The following is a 17,608-nucleotide window of genomic DNA, read 5'->3' as shown; positions in this document are numbered from 1 at the left end:
CCCGAAAGCAGTCCTTTGGACATCGATACCACTCAACTGCTCCGCGCGGCCGAAGCCGCCAGCCAGCAGGCTTATGCTCCCTATAGCAAGTTCGCCGTTGGAGCCGCGGTGCAAGCCGCCGATGGTCGTGTCTTCACTGGGTGCAATGTCGAAAACGCCTCGTACGGTCTCACCAACTGCGCGGAGCGCTCGGCTGTGTTCGCTGCGGTGTCAGCAGGGGCTACCCAACTGGTCGCCGTTGCAATCTACACGCCAACGCCCCAACCCGCTTCGCCCTGCGGCGCTTGCCGTCAGGTGCTGTCGGAGTTCTCTCAGCGCATGAAGGTCATCCTAGGCTGTAAGGGCGATCAAGTCACCGAGTACGACCTCGCCGACCTACTGCCTCACGCCTTCGAATTCTGAGGACGTAGCCTCGTCTTCCCCGGCCTCCGAATCACGCTCGCCTCGCTTCCAGCGTTTGAGTTCCACTTCTTCAAGTGGCGAATCGTCGCGTGCCAGGAAGAATACGTGCTGCCAGGGCAACTCGTCGTACTGCCCCACGAGCTTAAACCCGTTCGCCTTGTACTCCTTCATCACTTGTCGCTGCGACATCTTGTGCAGAGGCTTAATCGGCACGGTGCGATCTTCGGCGCGATACTCCACAAGTGCAACTCGTCCCGAGGGAGCGAGACTCTTTCGAATCTCCGCCAGCATCTCGGCGGGGTGCGAGAACTCGTGGTACACGTCCACCAGCAACACCAAGTCGATCTCGCCTTCGGGCAGATTCGGAGAAGTGGCGGTACCGAGTGCCGACTTCAAGTTCGGCACGCCACGGGCTTCGGCTCGCTCTTCGAGCAGCTGGAGCATCTCGGGCTGGATGTCCACGGCCCACACGGTGCCCTGAGGCCCCACGAGCTTGGCGAGCTTCAGCGTGTAGAATCCGTTGCCGCACCCTAGGTCGCACACGGTTTGCCCGTCTTTGACCTCCAGCGCGGCGAGCAGCTTGGTGCATTCCTCTTCTCGCTCTCGCGACTCACGCACCAACCACGGGGCACCCGCGTAGTGCATGGTCTCGGCGATACGGCGTCCCATGTACTTATTGGACGCCGACCGTTCGGTGGTCGACTGCTGCGCGAAGAGACTACCGGTGTCATGCAGTGAGAACAAAAGAGCGAGCAACAACAACCGAGTTAGGAAACCGTGGTTCATCGCTCACTCCTTTACATTTACCTTCGAGAGACCACACATCCCCCAGCCATCAACTCTCGACTAGCGAACCAAAAGGTGTCTTGCGTCTTGGCATGTAATGGCAGAGCATGATTCCACCAAAGTACAGGAACACCAGCGGAACCGCCATCAGCACCATGCTTTGCGGATCGGCTGGGGTGAGTACCACGGAGATGATCAGGATTACGACCACGGCCATCCGCCATTGCTTCAGGTAGATGTCGACGCTGAACACGCCGATGCGTTCGAGGAACAACATCACCAGCGGCAACTGGAAGCTAATCCCAAAACCAAGCGGCAGGATAAGGATAAAACTCATCCAGTCGTTGATCACCGGGTAAGGGGCGATGTCCAGTGCGTGATAGAACCAAAACAGGAAGTCGAGCACGTAGTACAGCGCCCCGAAGAACGCGAGGGCCGCACCCGCAAAGAACAGCACCAAACTGAAGGGGAGGAAAATGTAAACGTAATGCCGTTCGTGAGGATAAAGCCCCGCGGCGACAAACGCCCAGACGAAATAAATCACGAAGGGGCTCGCGATCAATAGCCCCAGCACCATGCCGGCCTTCATCCACACCGAAAAACCCTGCGTCACGCCGGTGCCGATGATCTGCTGCGGATCGTCGGCGACCCGTTCCCACACGGTGATCGATAGCAACTCTTCGTCGGACTCGATGTTAAGCTGCTTCGGCTCCATGAAGACTTCGCGCGGGGCGAGTCCCCGCTCGATGCGTTCGGCGATAATCTCATCGATGTTTTTCGGAATCGTTTCGCCACGATCCTTTCGGATTTCGATCTCACGCTTGTATCGCCCCTCGGCGTCCTTCAGCATGTAGTTGTCGATCGCCGTTTGCAGCGGCTGCTTGATGAACTTCACGAAGTCGGTCGCGAAGTACATGCCGATGCCAAAGCCGATGGCGATCGCCAGCAGCGATTTGATCAGCGCTCCCCGTAGCTCCTCCAGGTGCTGCCCGAAGGTCATCTTGCTCTTCTCGAACAGGTCGTCGTGCTCGGCCATTGCGAATCGGGGACTGGGGACGGGTGGGGCAGGGGGGCGGGAGCCCGGCGGACGGGCGAAACTTCCATTCTAGCAGCCCGGCAAGCGGGGTCCCACTCTCCAGCATGTGCGGAGCTTTTGGACTGATGGCGGGCGGTAGCGAAAACGCGGATAACTCCGATAATGGCAACCAACTTTCCCTATCCCACCCCCACATTCTTCGGTTTCCCATGCTCTATCCCCTTCGCTTTCAGCCGTTGTTCAAGGAGTACCTGTGGGGAGGGCGGCGACTCGGGACACTGCTCGCCAAGCCCATTGGCGATGGTCCGACGTACGCCGAAAGCTGGGAAGCGGTCGACCACGGGGACGATCAAAGCATCGTGGCGAATGGTCCGCTCGCGGGCAAAACGCTCCACGAGATCGTTACCAACCACCGTGACGAACTCTTCGGCAAGCACGCGCCGCAGCCCGTGTTCCCGCTCCTGTTCAAGTTCCTCGACGCGAAGCAAACGCTGAGCGTCCAGGTGCATCCCAACGACGAGCAAGGTGCAAAGCTCGACCCGCCCGACCTCGGCAAGACCGAAGCCTGGGTGGTCCTCGCTACCGAACCAGGCAGCAAGATCTACGCGGGACTGAAGCCGGGCGTGGATCGACCAACTCTCGCCGCGGCGATTGAGCGAGGGACGAGCGACGAGTGTTTGCATGTCATCGAGCCCAAGGTCGGGGACTGTGTTTTCATTCGCGCGGGTACGGTCCATGCACTTGGGTCAGGCATCGTCATCGCCGAGATCCAGCAGGCGAGCAACACCACGTTTCGGTTGTTCGACTGGAACCGCGTGGACAAGGATGGCAAATCCCGCCCGCTGCATATCGCCGAGTCGCTCGAAGTGACCGACTACGTCCGCGGCCCGGTGGAACCACAAGTTCCAGAGCCCACGAGTGAAACTGGTATCGAGCGATTGGTCGATTGCGACAAGTTCGTGCTCGATCGCGCCACGCGAAGCGAACCTTTGGTGCTTGACCTTACGAATCGCTTCCATCTCATTGCGGCGATCGACGGCGAAGTGGAAGTCGAATGCCAAGGCTCGACGATGTCGCTGCCCCAAGGCCAAACCACCTTGATCCCTGCGTGCTGCGAGCATGTCACTCTCGCTCCTCGCGGAAATGCGACGTGGCTCGACATGTATCTGCCGGGGTAGTTTGGGAAGCGGCGTAATGTCGCAATTTGCGATTATTTCATTGGGTGCGACATTACTCGTTTTCGGTCCTTCGGAAGTTTCGACGTAAGTCTAGTCGCCTCAACTGCTTGCGAAGCCCGAGGCGACTCGACTCCAAAGAATAAAGTCGCAGGGACAAACCGCAGGTGCGACTTTACTAAGGGGGAAGGTGGAACTCGGAACGGGGAATCCTAGTAGGCCGTATCAAGCTCCGCGCCGATACGGCGCTTGAGGGTACCGACCTGCGCCGAGTGCGTCAGGGGACCAGTCCAACGAGCCCCCAGCATTCTCACCCTGGGGGCTCGCGGAACTCGTCCTCAGCCACCCAACGCGTGAACGAGGGCTAATGGGCCGCATTTTTCTCTGTATATTTCAGTTGTCAAAGAACACACGTTCACCACGCTGGTGAACGTGTTCATGAGAACACAAGCAGAGCGCGCTTTCTAGTCACATTTTTGAAAAAAGTCGAAATAGTCGTACAACGGAATTCATTCCGTTTTTTAGGCATTTTGCGACGTGACGCAGCTCGGCCCGATGGCGGTCTCGGCGATGCCCCGGACGATGGTGAGTCTCTCGCTCGACCTCCAAATTGTTCTGGCACGTTTACCCAGGGTAACCCCCGCGCTCGTGGAACTCGCGAGGAGGCAACCCTGGGCTGACAGACAGAACCCCTTTGGGGTAGGCAAGGTAGGTCGGCCGTCCCCGGCCGACTAGAGAAACCGTCGCCACTTCTGGAGGCCGGCATCGTCAGGTCCCGTCTGATCATCAACCGTTGACGAACTGGCAACGTCGGCTGATGGTCCTGACGACCGCGCCTACTGGGGGAATGGGACAATTCCGTTCGGCCACATTGCAATCGGCAATAGTTTTGCGACGGAAGGCGGTATGATTTGGTACTCCTACCTTCGCGAACTTTGACCAATGAGCAATCCTCCCCCCACTCTCGACGAGCGATTCATAGGATCGCTCCTCGGGCTCGCGGTGGGGGATGCGCTGGGGGCTCATTTCGAAGGTCGGGCGGCGGCTTACATGACACGGACGTATTCGTCGGCGCAGGAGTTGATCGACAACCCGCCGCCCGGCGAACTGTGGTACACCGACGACACGCAAATGATGATCGGCGTCGCCGAGACGCTGGTCGAGTGCGTCCGGATTGACGATCGGGTGCTGTGTCGCCGTTTCGCGGACAACTTTCTGCCGCAGCGGGGTTACGGACGGGGTGCGAGGCTGGTGCTCGAAGCGATGGTCGATGGGCACGACCATCAGTACCTAGCGGAGAATCTGTTTCCGGGAGGTTCGTTCGGCAACGGTGCGGCAATGCGAGTGGCACCAGTCGGCTTGATGTTTCGCGACAACCACGATGAACTGTGGGAGCAAGCTCGGCTGTCGTCGCTGCCAACGCATGTCCACCCGCATGGAGTCGAGGGAGCGCAGGTGATTGCGATGGCGGTCGCGGTCGCCACGAAAGTCGAGACATTGGATCGCGAGGCGTATTTTTACGAAGTATCGCAGCGGTGCACCTCGCTGGAGTTTCGCGGCCCTCTCACTCGCGCGGCGAAACTCGACGATCTGCGCGACCTCGGGCTGTTCGGAAATGGGATCGAGGCCACCGATTCGGTCGTCACCGCCGTCGCGTCGTTCGGCCTCACGCCCGATTCGTTCGCCAAGACAATTGGCAACGTGATCCTACTCGGCGGCGACACCGACACACTGGCCGCGATGGCCGGCGCGATTAGTGGAGCCTACCTTGGTGTTCAGGGCATTCCGGCTCACTTGGTCGACAGGCTGGAAGATCGAAAGCAAGGGAAGTCGTTTATTGAGGAGCTGGCGCGGGAGTTGTGGCGGGTTCATCACGCCGACCTAGGCTAGCTCAAGCGGCCATTGGCAATTCATTCCGATAGCCAAAGTAGGTCGGTCGTCCCGGCCGACGAGGGACAGCGTCGCCACGTTTGGAGGTCGGCATGGTCAGGTCCCGTCCGACCAAGAACAGTTGACGAAGTGATACAGTCGGCTGCCGGCCGGGACGACCGCGCCTACGGGAGGGGGAAGTCGCAGAGTAGAACCACTCCATGGGGAGCGCCCTACGCATCCTCGTCGTCATCTTCGTCCTCGGCCAGGTCGTAGGTGGGTTCTGCATCGGCGTAGCCATTCACCTGCCAACCGCAGTAGACCAGCACATCGGAAGCCGTGTCCCACGCGTGTCCACTGACCCAATCAGAACTGTCTTGAAGTCCCCGCTCGATAATAGGCACCACCCGCTCCGGATCGATCGGTCCTTCGGTCGTGGCGTTACCGAATCGCCTGGCAAGGTGCCCCATGCATAGAATGGCGTTCCCTCTTACCTGATCGTCGGCATGCTCCGAGCATTGGAGCATTAGTTCCCATGCTTGGCCTGGGCGATCGGTACTCAATGCGTAACCCACAAGCGCCACTGCGGCGCCGCGATAGTCGCCCGTCGAGAGCATCTGCGTTACATCCGCTGCCTCGGCGGAGGGCAGTTCGCGGTATTGATTGTTTTCTGACGGCATGGGATTCCACTGAGTCATTCGTTAGCGGGCACCAAAAGCATCCCGTTACAGGAAGCATGCGGAGCGTACGTTCTCCCCTACTCGGTGCCTTCGCTCCGTTCCGTCAATTCTGTCAATTCGAAACATCGCGGGCACACTGAGTACGTTCTGTCCAGAGATTCCTGCCACGCCTCACTGCACTTCGAGCACAATCGCCATCCGTCGACCAACCGCTCGGCTTTGATGGCGTTGGGAGATGCTGGATACGCACCGTATCGGGGGCGGACTTCAGAAATCGCGTCGTCGAAGAGCGTGTACTCGATCTTAGCTCCACAGATCCAAGTATCCTTTCGGCTATTGAAGTAAATCGTCTTATACCAGTCGTCCATATGACAACTTAGTTCTAACTCACCAGTCCTACCAAGCTGTTCCACACTCACCCCTCGCACCATGAACTCAATTGCGGCCACATCATTACCGTACGGTAGGATAATTAGAAGTCGGATATTAGACCCGTCACTCCACGGCATCGATATGTAGTAGTATTCTTGTACATAGGCATCTGCCCAGTTGATGCCGCGGACCAATGCATCGAATTCAGCAACGGTGCAAAGCTCTGTCATAACGAGGGATCCGTGCATTGTACGTTGTCTACGTAAGCAACTTGTTGTTGGAGTGCAAGGCGTCGCCGCGGACGGCATCACCAAGCCCACGTGCTACATCGTAATGGATTTCGGCCACCACTACCCCTCATGCTTACACACCATCCCATAATGCCACGGGGGGAGGTCGATGGGTTCGCTTGCGGTCGCAAGGCCTGCGACGGTGGCCCATTCGGCGATTTGTTTGGGGCGGGGGCGGATGTCGAGGCTCGGTCCGCGCGGGGTTTCGCCGTGTTGCCAGTGGATGATGAGCACTTCGCCGCCAGGACGCAGGGCGCCGGCGGCGTGGCGGAGCAGGTCAACTGGCGACTCGCAGTGCAGGATGTTGAAGAGCAACACCGCGTCGACCTCCACGCCAAATCCGTGCTGCACCACGTCCCGCTCTTGGCATTCGATGGAGAGCCCTTGGCCACGCTCGCGGGTGCGGACGAGCATCGCGGGGTCAATGTCGAACGTGTAGAGCTTGCCGGTGATGGCCTGGGCAATGGGCACCGTAAAGGTCCCGTAGCCACAGCCAAGCTCGGCGACGTCGTGAAATCGACCGGTGCCTAGGTGATTGATGCCCAGGCGGTCGAGGATCAACGGGACATCGAACAGCGATTCCCAGAACTCCTCCTCGGGCATGCCGCTATCGCGAACTCTCATCGGCCTTCTCAAACCCCGCTTCTACGAATTCATCAATCCCTGGCTTGACCGCACGGACGTTGTAGCCCTGTTCCTGCAGCACCTTGGCGGCTTTCTTGGCCCGCATGCCGACGACGCAGTAGGCGTAGAGGATTTTTTCCTCGCTTTTGGCGGGGAGGATCTTGGCGACTTTATCTAGGTCGAGGCTGCCACGACCGAGGGACGTCTCGGGGAGGTGCGTCGAGTTCGCGAGGTGCATCGTGTTCCATTCGCCGATGGTGCGAACGTCGACCAGCACCGCCTTGCCTTCGGCGACGCGGGCCTTGATGGTTTCGAGCGAGTCGGTAGTGTGTTCGATCACGTTGCGCTGGCGGGGATGACGGGGGTCCTGCTTGGGGTTCACGTAGTTCATCACCCAGGGGCCTTCGCCATGAAGTTGGATGAGCGTCTCGCCCTCGGCCAGCGCGAAGTGATTGACACCCGAAGGCCACTCGGCATGCTGGCCGGCGATGAGGGGCGTTGTGGCCTGCTTGTCGAACTTGTCTCCGGCGCCGACGTGTAGCTTGCCCGAGAGGACGGTGAGCCGTTCGGCGGTGGCGTGGAAGTAGGGGGGAAGCTCAAACCCATCGGGGAGCTTGATCCACACCAGGTACGGACCTTCCGTCGCGGGGTCGCCCAGCAACTTGGCCATGGTCGCCCCCTTGGGGTAGGCCGCGGGGCCGGGCTGCCAGTCGAGCTTGGGGGTGGTGAAGGCTGTGGGGGGAACGCTCGAATCGGTAGTGGGTTCGGCATGCGCCGAGGTCGCCAGGATGGCGGCCAGCAGCAGCGCGATGGTGCAGCTTGATAGCATCGTGTTGTTAGCCTCTCGCTAGGTGTCCGAGGAAGTGGGAGGGTAGGACAGGTCGCCGCACCAGTATAACCGGCTTCGCGGCGAGGCACCGGACGAATGGTTTTAGGTGGGGGAAATGGGCATCGCCGTGCAGGAATTATCGTAGCGCAATGGCTCGTGGGGGAGGCCGTAGAGTGCGAAAATGCGGGGATTTCTATTGCATGTCACTTAATTGCTGGTACAATAATTGTATCTGCAAATAGTGCATGTCAGATCCTTCTCCCCCTTAGCGAACCTATGGCCAAGCACCAAATCACCCGTGACGATTTTCTGGAAGACCGACAGGGACGGACCTTTGCCGACGTGCTGAACGACTCGCAGCAGCCTTTTGACGAAGTGCTGGCGTTTTTTAGCGATAAGGATCGGCAGCGGCGGATGGAAGAGTCGGAGATTCATCACGATCGCGCTCCGCTGGCCGGCGTCGTGCGAGAGTTGGAGTCGCAACCAGCAATCAATCAGTTCCTGGGCGAAATCCACGCCAAGCGCAGCCAACGCCTGCGTCAGGCGATTGGTGTGGTCGTGCGAATGGTGATGGAGCGTCGCGGTTGGAAGAAGACCGGCAAGAAGGGATCGCTGGGCGTTCGCGCCGCGAAAACTCGCTCCACTCCCACGCACAACACGGGTGGCCTGGCTCTCTGGTTCATCCGAGCCGAACGCTACACGCTACCCGATGGCATGCCGTATCGCACGGTGATTGCCCGCCGCGAGGCAATGCCGACGCCAGCCCCACGCAAGCGTACGACGAAGGCCCAAAAGTAAGGCAAACAGACTGTCGATTTCTACCACTCGTGACTCGTTGGTCACTTTAACCGACGAGGGGTACGCCTGCCGAATTAACGTCGTTGGGTTGGCGGCAGCGCACCTGCTGGCCATGCATCTGAGTCGCGCGTTCGTTTTTCAGACGAGCGAACCATTTGTGGCGGGCGTTCGGCCCAGCGAGTTTAGTTTTCGGGTTGCTTACGGGTCCCAGTTGACGCAGCGCGACTTGGCAAGATTGCTGGCGACCTTCCCCGGAGTGCGGCTCGAGATCGCAACGCCGGCTCGCCCCGCACGGATACCGACCAGAAGGGGAGAAACGCAATGGCCCTCCTAAGCTGGCTCCGTGGCAAACTGTCGCACTCGTATCGAGCGAACTGGATCCTCGGTCGCGCCATTCTCAATGCGCGCGCGGGGCGTACGGACGCAGCACTCGAGAGCTATAGCGAGGTGATCAAGATGGAAGGCGCTTCGGCAAACACACGGGCGATGGCGCTGTTCAATCGTGGTCTCTTGCGGAACGCTGCCGGCAACACGGAAGCGGCGGTGGCAGATCTGGAACAGATTTTGGAAATGCCCGGCGTTCGCGAGCAAGTGGTCACCGAAGCAAGGCGGAAACTGATGAGGATGACTCGCAGTACCGACCGAACCTCACCCTCTGATGGACACAGAGCACAGTAACACGACGTTACGCCCACTCACTTGGAGGTTTGCGATGATGATCAGCGAACGAGACGCCACCAGATTGTGGCAGCGATTGTTTCGAGGCCAGCCCATCACGGCGCTGACCTTCGAAGAAGCGAATCGCTTGATCGATGGTCTACCGGAGACCAGTCCGCTTCGATACCGCTTGGCAACGGAGCTAGTTGAACTGCGTGCGAGAAATCCTGACCATGAGTGAGAAGAAACCAATGCCGCTAATACTGTCACGCACTCGTCCCGTTTGTCCGGTGTGCGGCCATTCGATTTACTCGGCCAGTGCCATTCATCCCCAATGCGCAGGGGTCCAAGCCGACCGGTTGCGCATGACAGGGGTTCGTGGCAAGCCACGTGTCGTGTCGTCGAAGCGGCACGGAGCGGTGCAGACCAAGATGTGCCCCGATTGTCACAAGAAAACCATTGCGACGACTGGCAGATGCGAGTGCGGGTTTCAATTCGCGGGCGTCAACTAATGCTTTCGGGCGTCAATTAGCGCCTGCTTTTCTGCGATTACCAAGGACGTAAATATGTTTGGCCAAAACCAGCAGTCGGATAAAGAGCTTCAGAAGACCGTATCGAAGCGACTGGAGCGCACCGGCACGGGATCGCAATCAAAAGTGCAGGCAGTCGTGCGACGCGGTGCTGTCACCCTGACGGGCAAGCTGCAGTACGAACGGCAGCGTAGTCCTATTCTCAAAGCGGTGCAGTCGGTTGCCGGCGTTCGCCAGGTGATCGATCAGCTTCAAACGCCACCGAAAGTACGGCCGCATTCGCAGCCCACGGAGCATCGAAAACCACGTGTCGACGAGCCCGTTGTGCTAGAAGATTCGCCGATTAACGATATCGGCTCTATCGCGCAGGACCCGATTCCTGTAGAATAAGGGCGGTAGGTCAGCCGATCGTGATGACGCTTTCAGCCCTCTCTTGGGTTGGTCCCCGACGCTCCTTCGCCCGCCCCGCCTCTCCGATTGTCATTTTGGCAAGCTGGATTTCTGGGCAAAGAAGATGCCCCTTCACGTTCTGATGGGAGTGGTCCGTTGGGAAGAAAACTTTATTGCGGCAATCTTGGCTACGACGTTTCGGCACTCGATCTCGAGAAGCTCTTCGCCCAGTTTGGCCAAGTGCGTGACGCTCAAGTGGTGTCGGACCGCGATACCGGCCAAAGCAAAGGCTTTGCGTTCATCGAAATGAATTCCGATTCCGAAGCAACCGCGGCGATCAACGGTCTGAACGGCACCATGCAGAATGGCCGCCCGCTGACAGTGAATGAAGCCAAGCCTCGCGAAAGTCGCGGTGGTGGTGGCGGCGGCGGTGGTGGCGGCCGAACCTTCGGCGGTAACCGTGGCGGTCGCTATTAGGCCTTGCAACTCCCCTAAAAGAGCTCTCCACACGGAGCTCGTAGCGCTGCGGTGCCGTGCGCCTGCAGTGCGATAGTCGCCTTGAGAGAAATCAATTCATGGGTTGGTCTTCAACCAACCTCTCCGCGTTATGAGGTAGAAGCTTTTGTCAAGAAACCAGAACACGGTCGAGAAGCGCCGCCGCGAAATGGACAAGAAACTGAAGGCCGAGGACAAACGGCGCAAGCGCCTGGAACCTAAGAAGCCTCAAGACGAATCGCCGCTGCCCGCTGAATATGGCGATCGCACTGACGACGTTCCGCCCCGCGGCGTTTGACCTACCCACTTTCGAGAGACTGAGCGAACCGAATATGACCACCATTGCCGAAGAACGAGTGTTGAAGCGTTTTCTCGAATTCCACATGAAGCCCGACAAGATGCTGTGCTTCTATGGCCTCGACCTCGAAGCCAAAGCGCCGGCCCTCAATAGCCTGGTCGACAAAGAGTGCCTGGTCCGCGAGAAGTTCGCGGGGGCGTTCTCGCTGACGCTCAAGGGCTACCGGCATATGCGGCAGTTCGCTTAGGCGAGCATGGGCTTTGCCTCGGCCACTCGCCGTAACCCTCCCACTCCCCGCAGACCGTGCGCTCGTCAAAATGCGCCTAGGCGTCGATTTTGCGGGGCGAATGAGGGCTAGCGGTTGGATGGCCGATGCTAGCTCCGGTGCCCGCTGGCATGGAGTCGGCTCGTATTGGCACCCGCGGACGTGGCGGCTACAATCGCCGCCCCCCATCTCGCAAGCGAGGACGGAGCCTTGATACATCGCATTTTCCTAATTGGCGTCCTCCTTGCGCTCATCGCGCCGGGCATCGGCTGCTCGCCATCGGTCCGCATGCCGCGGTTGTTCGGCGGCGCGCCCGGTCCAGCTGCCTATCAGCAGCACAACGCCGAGAACTTCGACCCCTATCCGACGCCGGACCTTGGTCCCGAAGTCGAAGGGGCACGCCCGATGGCCTTCACCACGCCACGGCCCGAAGTCGAACGCGCCCGGCAGTACACCAACCAGCAGCGCCAGCCGCAGTTCATCGCCCCCGCACCTTAGCAGAGCTTCTAGCGGCATTCTGGGCGTCATGAAGAAGAATTGATCGCGGATTCTCTCCTTGGGCTGCGCTCTGACAACAGATAGGGAAAAGTCATAACATAAGGGAACGAAGGCAACAAAGAACTACAGAACAGTTCTACGAAGTAGAACCACATCAGAGCGAAGGTTTCCTACTTTCGTGCCCTGAGTTCTTCGGCCTCTTTGTTCCCCCCTGTTCCAGACTCTTCTGTTAACTAGAGGAGCGCCCCCAAGAGCAAATCACTCGCGCGCCGTCGTGAGGCGGTGGATTTTTTGGACCATCTCGTAGCCATCGATCGGTTTGGAGCAATAGTCGTCGCAGCCGGCGGCTAGGCAGCGCTGGCGGTCTTCGACCATCGCGTTGGCGGTGAGGGCGATGATGGGGAGCTGGATGCCGCGCTCTCGGAGTTTTACCGTGGCGTCGTACCCATCGAGCACCGGCATCTGCATGTCCATCAGCACGATGTCGATCGAGCCATCGATCGACGCGTCGCCGGTGATCATGTCGAACGCCTCTTGCCCGTTGGTGGCTTCGATGACGCGGCCATCGGCCTTCTCGATAAACCGCCGCACCAGGAAGCGGATGTCGCGGCGATCGTCGACCACCAGAACCGTGCAGTCGAGCTTCGTGTGGACTGGAGCGACCAGTTGCTCGGGCTTCTTGACGAACAGCGTGGCGTGAATCAGATCGACGTCGGTCACGTTGCCGCAGTCGATCGTAAGCGTAAACGAGCTGCCCTGGCCCTTACGGCTGTCGACGGTGATCGTTCCGCCTAGCGCTTCGGCGAGACGGCGACAAATGGCGAGGCCCAAGCCGCTCCCTTGGCGGGTGCGGGTGGTGGAGCTGTCGGCTTGAACGAACGGATCGAAGATCCGCTCGATAGAATCGGGGTCGACGCCGATGCCGGTGTCGTTCACTTCGATGGTGAGTTGGTTTTGCTCCTGCTGGTAGCGAACGACCACGCTGACGTGCCCCGAGTCGGTGAACTTGATGGCGTTGCCAATCAGGTTCACCAGAATCTGCCGCAATCGGACGGGGTCCGTCTCAATGGTCTCGGGGATGAGGCCCTCGCAGGTGATGGCGAAGGCAAGCTCTTTGTCGGCGGCCGACACGCTCAACAGCGACTGAATTTCGGCGAACAGATCGTGCGGCTTGACCGGCTCGCGTTCGATCTCGGTGCGGCCGGCGTCGATCTTTGACAGGTCGAGGATGTCGTTGATGATTTGCAGGAGGTAGCGGCCGTTGCTCGCGATGGTGTCGACCGATTGCAGGTTGTCGGGGTCGCGAAGATGCTCGCGGAGTATATCGGCGTGCCCGAGGATGGCGGTCATCGGCGTGCGGATTTCGTGGCTCATGTTCGCGAGGAAGAGCCCCCGCGACTGGCTCGCCGCCTCGGCCGATTCGCGAGCCCGTTTAAGCGTGGCGGTAAGTTGCACCCGTTCGGTTACATCCTCGGCCATCCCGACCACAAAACGCTTGCCATCGAGTAGCGCCGCCGGGCAGGCTGCGTTGTAGGACCAGGTGCGCGGCTTCCCATCGGCGCCAGTGAAGTGGAGTTCGAACGCCCGCAGAGGTCGCGACTCGGACTCCGTGATGTTCGATAGGTCGATCTCGCCATACGCCTCAAGCAACCACGGAGGCAAGTGGCGATGCTCGGGGAACGTCCAGCCGGTGACCTCGTTCCACGCGCGGCTGACTTGCAGGATCTCGCCATCCTCGGTGTGAATGACGATCGGAATTGGTGCGTCCTCGAAGGCGCGCCGGAACTGCTCCTCGCTCTTTCTCAGCCGGCCTTCCCACGCCCGCCGCTGCGAGACATCGCGGAACACGAGGACGCTGCCCATGATTTCCTGATCTTCGCAGCGGATGGGGGCGGCGCTGTCGTCGATGGGGATTTCGCGACCGGTTCGCGAGATCAGAAGGGTGTGGTTCGCCAAAGCGACGACTCGGCCCGTCTCAAGGGCCTCGAGCGCGGGGTTGGGCACCTCGACTCGGGTCGTCTCGTTGACGATGTGAAACACCTCGGTGATTTCGACACCAAACGCGTCCGCGTTGCTCCAGCCCGTCAGCTGCTCGGCCACCGCGTTGAGGCTCGTCACACGGCCTTCCGGATCCGTGGCGATAACCCCGTCGCCGATGCTGGCGAGCGTCGTGCGAAGTCGCTCTTCGCGATCAGCAATGGCCGTCGCGGCTTGGCGAGCTTGGTTCAGGTAGCGCCGCGTCGCCCAGGTGACGAGCGCCAGCGCTACCGCCGCGGTGACACCACCGACGGTCGAAGTGCCAACGGCCTTCGCGAACGCTTGCTGGCGTGCCGCCACACGATCGGCCACCGCCTGCTGCTCGACTTTTTTCATCTCGTCGATGACTTTGCGGAGAGCGAGCATCTCGGTTCGGGCACGATTGGAGAGTACCACGGCAATCGCTTCGTCCGACTGTCCTTCTCGCTTCAAACGAATGGTGCTCTCGAACTCCTCGATCTTCGCTTCGACACGGTGATCGAGAGCCTCCAAATGAGCCTGCTGGACAGCGTTGTCGCTGGTCAAGTCCCGGATGATCTGCAGTTGTTGCCGGAGACCTTTGGAGGCCTGCTTGTACGTTGCTAAGTAAGACTCGTCGCCGGTGATCAGATAGCCGCGTTCGCTTGTTTCCGCGTCGGCGGCCAGGGTCGCAATACGCTCAAGTTGGGTCTCGACTTCGTGGCTATGGATCAGCCAATCGGTGGCACCACGTAGCGTCCGGATAGCGGAAATGCCCGCCAGCATGTTGACGAGCACCAGCACAATGCAGATGAGTCCACCAAGGGCGAGTAGAAGATCTCCCTTGCGGAGACCCTGGAGTCGCTGGGTCAACGACCGAAACTTCGACATCAATTGGGGCCCGATCGGTTCACGGCAATACAGAACGACAAACGCAGCTCGTCGCGTTGCACCACGGCGACCCACCTTCGTGTTGGCGGCTTGAAGCCCTGATGGAGCCCCCAGGCCTTGCAGAATGAACCAGCACTTAGCCTCCCCATAATACCACGCCTAAGTCGGCCGACTAGTCGGTCTAGCCGATTTTAGGGGGCAGCTTGTTCAGTAGCTTCACCCCGGGGCCAGAGCTTGGCCGCCAAGAGGCCTTGCTAGTGATGGTGCGAGCAGCAATTGTCGGCGACGCCTAGCCCGTGCCCACCACCACGCAATTCCTAAGCAAGCCACTAATAATACACCCCGCTTTCGACTAAATTAGAGGGAAACTATCTGACCAAATTCCTCCTGATTCGAAACGACCCCCGCCGTGGCTCGCCCCCCCAAGAAACGCCCGACCACCAAGTCCTCGCCCCGCGGCAAAGCCAAACCGGCGAAGAAGCGGCCCGCTCGCGGCAAAACCGAAGCGCCGAAGAAGCGTGTGCCTCGCCGGCCGCCGGGGGCACGCCGCAAGGGGCCAACCGCACGCGTGAGCGAACAGCCGGGCGAACGGCTACAGAAGATCCTCGCCGCCGCCGGCATCGCTAGCCGCCGCGAGTGCGAAGAGCTGATCCTCGAAGGCCGGGTGCAGGTGGATGGCCAGGTGGTGACGGAGCTCGGCACCCGCGTCGATCTGTCGGCTCAGGAGGTCCACGTCGATGGCGACCCGCTGCCGAGACCTCGCAAAGCGTACTTCGCAGTGAACAAGCCGACTGGCGTGGTTTCGACCGCGAGCGACCCTAGCGGCCGCCCCCGCGTGACCGACCTGCTGCCGCCGAGCTTGGGACGACTCTACAACGTCGGCCGCTTGGACATGGCGAGCGAAGGCTTGATCCTGGTGACCAACGACGGCGAGCTCGCCAATCGCCTGACGCACCCCAGCCACGGCGTTGAGAAGACCTACAACGTCGAGGTCGCTGGGCTGCCTGGCCCCGAGGTGCTCGATCAACTTCGCAAAGGGGTGTACTTCGCCGAAGGCAAAGCCCAGATCGTGCGTGGCAAGATCAAGAGCCGTCGGAAGCAATCGGCGGTGCTCGAAATCGTGCTCGCCGAGGGTCGCAACCGCGAAATCCGCCGCATGCTCGCCAAGGTCGGTCACAAGGTTCAGCGCCTAATTCGCGTGTCGGTCGGCCCCGTGAAACTGGGCGATATGCCGCCGGGCAGCTACCGCAAGCTTTCGCCGCAGGAAGTTCAAGAACTGAAGAAAACGGCGAAGATGTAGCAAACAGGGTAGCCGGACTCGCAAGAGTTCGGGTGCCTACGAGTGCGGCCCGAATTCTTGCGAATCCGGCTACCAAAATCGCTCCATCGCCATCCCCTAACTGCCAACCCGCTATGCCGCTTGCCCTCGAAGCCGTCGCCCGCACGGTCCCCGTCGTCGAGAACGTCCAACTTGCCACGCGCACCTATCGCGTGCGGCTCGAATATCCGGAGATTGCAAGGCAGATCGTCCCCGGCCAGTTTCTAATGCTGCGGCTGGCGGGGTGCGACGATCCACTACTGGGTCGAGCGTTCGCACTCTACGACACCATCGACGATGCGTCTGGCTCGCCCGCGATGGTCGACGTCGTTTACCTCGTCGGCGGTAAGATGACGTCGAGGCTCGCCCGCTACCGTGCAGGGCAGATGCTCGACATCTGGGGTCCGCTGGGCAACGGGTTCACGGTTCCCGAATGCGATCGTCTGATCATGGCCGTCGGCGGGATCGGGCAGACACCGATGCTCGCGCTCGGCAAGGAATACTTGGGCCAGAGGTCGTATGGCGATGCCTCACGCCCCGTTCAGCATGGCGCCAAGGCAACGATGCTCTACGGCGTTCGCTCGGTGGACCTGGTCGCGGGCGAGGCCGACTTTCGCAGCGCGGGGTTTGACCTTCGCCTCGCAAGCGACGATGGCAGCGTCGGGCTGCATGGTTTCGTGACCGAACTGCTCGCCCAGACGCTTGAAGAAACTACCAGCGAGCGTCGGCAAGTCGTGTGCTGCGGCCCCGAAGTGATGATGGAGCGCGTCGCCGAAATCTGCCACGCGGCGAACGTGCCGTGCCAAGTATCGCTCGAAACGCCGATGGCCTGTGGCATCGGCATCTGCTTTAGCTGCGTGGCGAAAGTTCGCCAGGACGATGGCACGTGGGACTACCGCCGAACGTGCGTCGAAGGACCTGTGTTCGACGCGCAGGCCATCGAGTGGTGAGCCGATTGACCTGAAAGTCCAGCTCTCTAGGAGAGCGACCGAATCTGCGGAAAGGCAACGAAAATGGGGGAGGGCTCTCTGAGCCCGAAATCATCGGCCTCGGAGAGGCCTCCCACAAATCTATTGAATGGTAGGCTCGAAGGGCTTACTTGCCCTTGAGCACCTTCACGACCTTCGACAGGCGGGACTTGGTGCGTGAGGCGGTGTTCTTGTGAATCACGCCCTTCGCAGCGGCTTGATCCAGCTTCTTCGTGGCCAGACGCAGCGCCGACTCGCTCTCCTCCACGCTGCCAGCGGTTACCGCGGCGCGGAGCTTGCGAACTTGCGTCCGAAGGGTCGATCGGGTCGACCGATTGCGGGCATTGCGGACTTCACTTTGACGGAGGCGTTTTTTGGCGCTTTCAGAATTTGGCATTTGTCGAAAACCGTTTAGTCTCTTGGATCCATTGCGGGGCGAAAT

The 17,608-nt window shown here is 60.2% G+C and carries 20 protein-coding genes; 13 read left to right on the top strand and 7 right to left on the bottom strand.

The window, feature by feature from the left end:
- Positions 1-15: 15 nt before the first annotated feature.
- The gene (locus tag SH292x_RS09405) at positions 16-402 is read left to right on the top strand and encodes a cytidine deaminase (protein WP_442485348.1); all 387 of its coding nucleotides are present in this window, start codon (positions 16-18) and stop codon (positions 400-402) included.
- On the opposite strand, the gene SH292x_RS09400 is transcribed toward SH292x_RS09405, so the two are convergent.
- Positions 376-1,188, bottom strand: a complete 813-nt coding sequence (locus SH292x_RS09400) for a class I SAM-dependent methyltransferase (RefSeq protein ID WP_442485347.1) — start codon at positions 1,186-1,188, stop codon at positions 376-378. The two genes, SH292x_RS09405 and SH292x_RS09400, sit on opposite strands and share 27 nt — an antisense overlap.
- 49 nt (positions 1,189-1,237) lie before the next feature.
- The gene (gene tatC / locus SH292x_RS09395; RefSeq protein WP_442485346.1) at positions 1,238-2,224 is read right to left on the bottom strand and encodes a twin-arginine translocase subunit TatC; all 987 of its coding nucleotides are present in this window, start codon (positions 2,222-2,224) and stop codon (positions 1,238-1,240) included.
- Between the two features lie 209 nt (positions 2,225-2,433).
- Here tatC and SH292x_RS09390 point away from each other — a divergent pair, with 209 nt between their 5' ends.
- Both SH292x_RS09390 and SH292x_RS09385 read left to right on the top strand, forming a co-directional pair.
- Positions 2,434-3,402, top strand: coding sequence for a type I phosphomannose isomerase catalytic subunit (locus SH292x_RS09390; protein ID WP_442485345.1), 969 nt, complete (start codon positions 2,434-2,436; stop codon positions 3,400-3,402).
- 939 nt (positions 3,403-4,341) lie between these two features.
- Positions 4,342-5,289 (top strand): ADP-ribosylglycohydrolase family protein, encoded by a 948-nt coding sequence (locus SH292x_RS09385; protein WP_442485344.1) that lies wholly within the window; start codon positions 4,342-4,344, stop codon positions 5,287-5,289.
- Between the two features lie 212 nt (positions 5,290-5,501).
- Here SH292x_RS09385 and SH292x_RS09380 read toward each other — a convergent pair whose 3' ends face one another.
- From SH292x_RS09380 to SH292x_RS09370, 3 genes are all read right to left on the bottom strand, one after another.
- Positions 5,502-5,948: a hypothetical protein gene (locus SH292x_RS09380; RefSeq protein WP_442485343.1), complete on the bottom strand. Its 447-nt coding sequence runs from the start codon at positions 5,946-5,948 to the stop codon at positions 5,502-5,504.
- 722 nt (positions 5,949-6,670) lie between these two features.
- Positions 6,671-7,234: a class I SAM-dependent methyltransferase gene (locus SH292x_RS09375; RefSeq protein WP_442485342.1), complete on the bottom strand. Its 564-nt coding sequence runs from the start codon at positions 7,232-7,234 to the stop codon at positions 6,671-6,673.
- A complete protein-coding gene (locus SH292x_RS09370; protein WP_442485341.1) occupies positions 7,218-8,063 on the bottom strand; it encodes a rhodanese-like domain-containing protein in 846 nt (281 codons plus the stop codon). The genes SH292x_RS09375 and SH292x_RS09370 overlap by 17 nt, the downstream gene beginning before the upstream one ends.
- Before the next feature lie 276 nt (positions 8,064-8,339).
- Here SH292x_RS09370 and SH292x_RS09365 point away from each other — a divergent pair, with 276 nt between their 5' ends.
- The 8 genes from SH292x_RS09365 (at position 8,340) to SH292x_RS09330 (ending at position 11,994) form a co-directional block, all read left to right on the top strand.
- Positions 8,340-8,861: a hypothetical protein gene (locus SH292x_RS09365; protein WP_442485340.1), complete on the top strand. Its 522-nt coding sequence runs from the start codon at positions 8,340-8,342 to the stop codon at positions 8,859-8,861.
- A 321-nt stretch (positions 8,862-9,182) separates the two neighbouring features.
- Entirely contained in the window at positions 9,183-9,539 is a 357-nt protein-coding gene (locus SH292x_RS09360; protein ID WP_442485339.1) for a tetratricopeptide repeat protein, read from the top strand.
- A 34-nt stretch (positions 9,540-9,573) separates the two neighbouring features.
- Positions 9,574-9,759 carry a hypothetical protein gene (locus SH292x_RS09355; RefSeq protein ID WP_442485338.1) on the top strand — a complete coding sequence of 62 codons (186 nt, stop codon included), beginning with the start codon at positions 9,574-9,576 and terminating at the stop codon, positions 9,757-9,759.
- 325 nt (positions 9,760-10,084) lie between these two features.
- The gene (locus tag SH292x_RS09350; protein ID WP_442485337.1) at positions 10,085-10,438 is read left to right on the top strand and encodes a BON domain-containing protein; all 354 of its coding nucleotides are present in this window, start codon (positions 10,085-10,087) and stop codon (positions 10,436-10,438) included.
- Positions 10,439-10,594: 156 nt separating this feature from the next.
- Positions 10,595-10,915, top strand: coding sequence for an RNA recognition motif domain-containing protein (locus SH292x_RS09345; RefSeq protein WP_442485336.1), 321 nt, complete (start codon positions 10,595-10,597; stop codon positions 10,913-10,915).
- Between the two features lie 145 nt (positions 10,916-11,060).
- Positions 11,061-11,231, top strand: coding sequence for a hypothetical protein (locus SH292x_RS09340; protein ID WP_442485335.1), 171 nt, complete (start codon positions 11,061-11,063; stop codon positions 11,229-11,231).
- 34 nt (positions 11,232-11,265) lie between these two features.
- Positions 11,266-11,478 (top strand): hypothetical protein, encoded by a 213-nt coding sequence (locus SH292x_RS09335; protein WP_442485334.1) that lies wholly within the window; start codon positions 11,266-11,268, stop codon positions 11,476-11,478.
- Between the two features lie 228 nt (positions 11,479-11,706).
- Positions 11,707-11,994, top strand: a complete 288-nt coding sequence (locus SH292x_RS09330) for a hypothetical protein (protein WP_442485333.1) — start codon at positions 11,707-11,709, stop codon at positions 11,992-11,994.
- Positions 11,995-12,252: 258 nt separating this feature from the next.
- Here the strand turns inward: SH292x_RS09330 and SH292x_RS09325 are convergent, their stop codons facing one another.
- The gene (locus SH292x_RS09325; protein WP_442485332.1) at positions 12,253-14,862 is read right to left on the bottom strand and encodes a CHASE3 domain-containing protein; all 2,610 of its coding nucleotides are present in this window, start codon (positions 14,860-14,862) and stop codon (positions 12,253-12,255) included.
- Between the two features lie 427 nt (positions 14,863-15,289).
- Here SH292x_RS09325 and SH292x_RS09320 point away from each other — a divergent pair, with 427 nt between their 5' ends.
- Together SH292x_RS09320 and SH292x_RS09315 are read left to right on the top strand one after the other, a co-directional pair.
- On the top strand, positions 15,290-16,180 hold the full coding sequence (locus SH292x_RS09320; protein ID WP_442485331.1) for a pseudouridine synthase: 891 nt from the start codon (positions 15,290-15,292) through the stop codon (positions 16,178-16,180).
- A 113-nt stretch (positions 16,181-16,293) separates the two neighbouring features.
- A complete protein-coding gene (locus SH292x_RS09315) occupies positions 16,294-17,148 on the top strand; it encodes a dihydroorotate dehydrogenase electron transfer subunit (RefSeq protein ID WP_442485330.1) in 855 nt (284 codons plus the stop codon).
- 145 nt (positions 17,149-17,293) lie between these two features.
- On the opposite strand, the gene rpsT is transcribed toward SH292x_RS09315, so the two are convergent.
- The gene (gene rpsT, locus SH292x_RS09310; protein WP_442485329.1) at positions 17,294-17,563 is read right to left on the bottom strand and encodes a 30S ribosomal protein S20; all 270 of its coding nucleotides are present in this window, start codon (positions 17,561-17,563) and stop codon (positions 17,294-17,296) included.
- Between the last annotated feature and the right edge of the window lie 45 nt (positions 17,564-17,608).

The sequence above is a fragment of the Aeoliella fuhlenseeensis genome (genome assembly GCF_052161615.1).
Lineage (GTDB): Bacteria > Planctomycetota > Planctomycetia > Pirellulales > Lacipirellulaceae > Aeoliella.
Note: the sequence above shows the minus strand (reverse complement) of the source record. Positions and strands in the feature narration are given on the sequence as shown.

Bases quoted from the DNA above. Each gene is read 5' to 3' on its own strand.
- SH292x_RS09390 (WP_442485345.1), top strand. From the start codon at position 2,434: ATGCTCTATCCCCTTCGCTTTCAGCCGTTGTTCAAGGAGTACCTGTGG.
- tatC (WP_442485346.1), bottom strand. From the start codon at position 2,224: ATGGCCGAGCACGACGACCTGTTCGAGAAGAGCAAGATGACCTTCGGG.
- SH292x_RS09380 (WP_442485343.1), bottom strand. From the start codon at position 5,948: ATGCCGTCAGAAAACAATCAATACCGCGAACTGCCCTCCGCCGAGGCA.
- SH292x_RS09365 (WP_442485340.1), top strand. From the start codon at position 8,340: ATGGCCAAGCACCAAATCACCCGTGACGATTTTCTGGAAGACCGACAG.
- SH292x_RS09375 (WP_442485342.1), bottom strand. From the start codon at position 7,234: ATGAGAGTTCGCGATAGCGGCATGCCCGAGGAGGAGTTCTGGGAATCG.
- SH292x_RS09350 (WP_442485337.1), top strand. From the start codon at position 10,085: ATGTTTGGCCAAAACCAGCAGTCGGATAAAGAGCTTCAGAAGACCGTA.
- SH292x_RS09370 (WP_442485341.1), bottom strand. From the start codon at position 8,063: ATGCTATCAAGCTGCACCATCGCGCTGCTGCTGGCCGCCATCCTGGCG.
- SH292x_RS09385 (WP_442485344.1), top strand. From the start codon at position 4,342: ATGAGCAATCCTCCCCCCACTCTCGACGAGCGATTCATAGGATCGCTC.
- SH292x_RS09400 (WP_442485347.1), bottom strand. From the start codon at position 1,188: ATGAACCACGGTTTCCTAACTCGGTTGTTGTTGCTCGCTCTTTTGTTC.
- SH292x_RS09335 (WP_442485334.1), top strand. From the start codon at position 11,266: ATGACCACCATTGCCGAAGAACGAGTGTTGAAGCGTTTTCTCGAATTC.
- SH292x_RS09315 (WP_442485330.1), top strand. From the start codon at position 16,294: ATGCCGCTTGCCCTCGAAGCCGTCGCCCGCACGGTCCCCGTCGTCGAG.
- SH292x_RS09355 (WP_442485338.1), top strand. From the start codon at position 9,574: ATGATGATCAGCGAACGAGACGCCACCAGATTGTGGCAGCGATTGTTT.
- SH292x_RS09360 (WP_442485339.1), top strand. From the start codon at position 9,183: ATGGCCCTCCTAAGCTGGCTCCGTGGCAAACTGTCGCACTCGTATCGA.
- rpsT (WP_442485329.1), bottom strand. From the start codon at position 17,563: ATGCCAAATTCTGAAAGCGCCAAAAAACGCCTCCGTCAAAGTGAAGTC.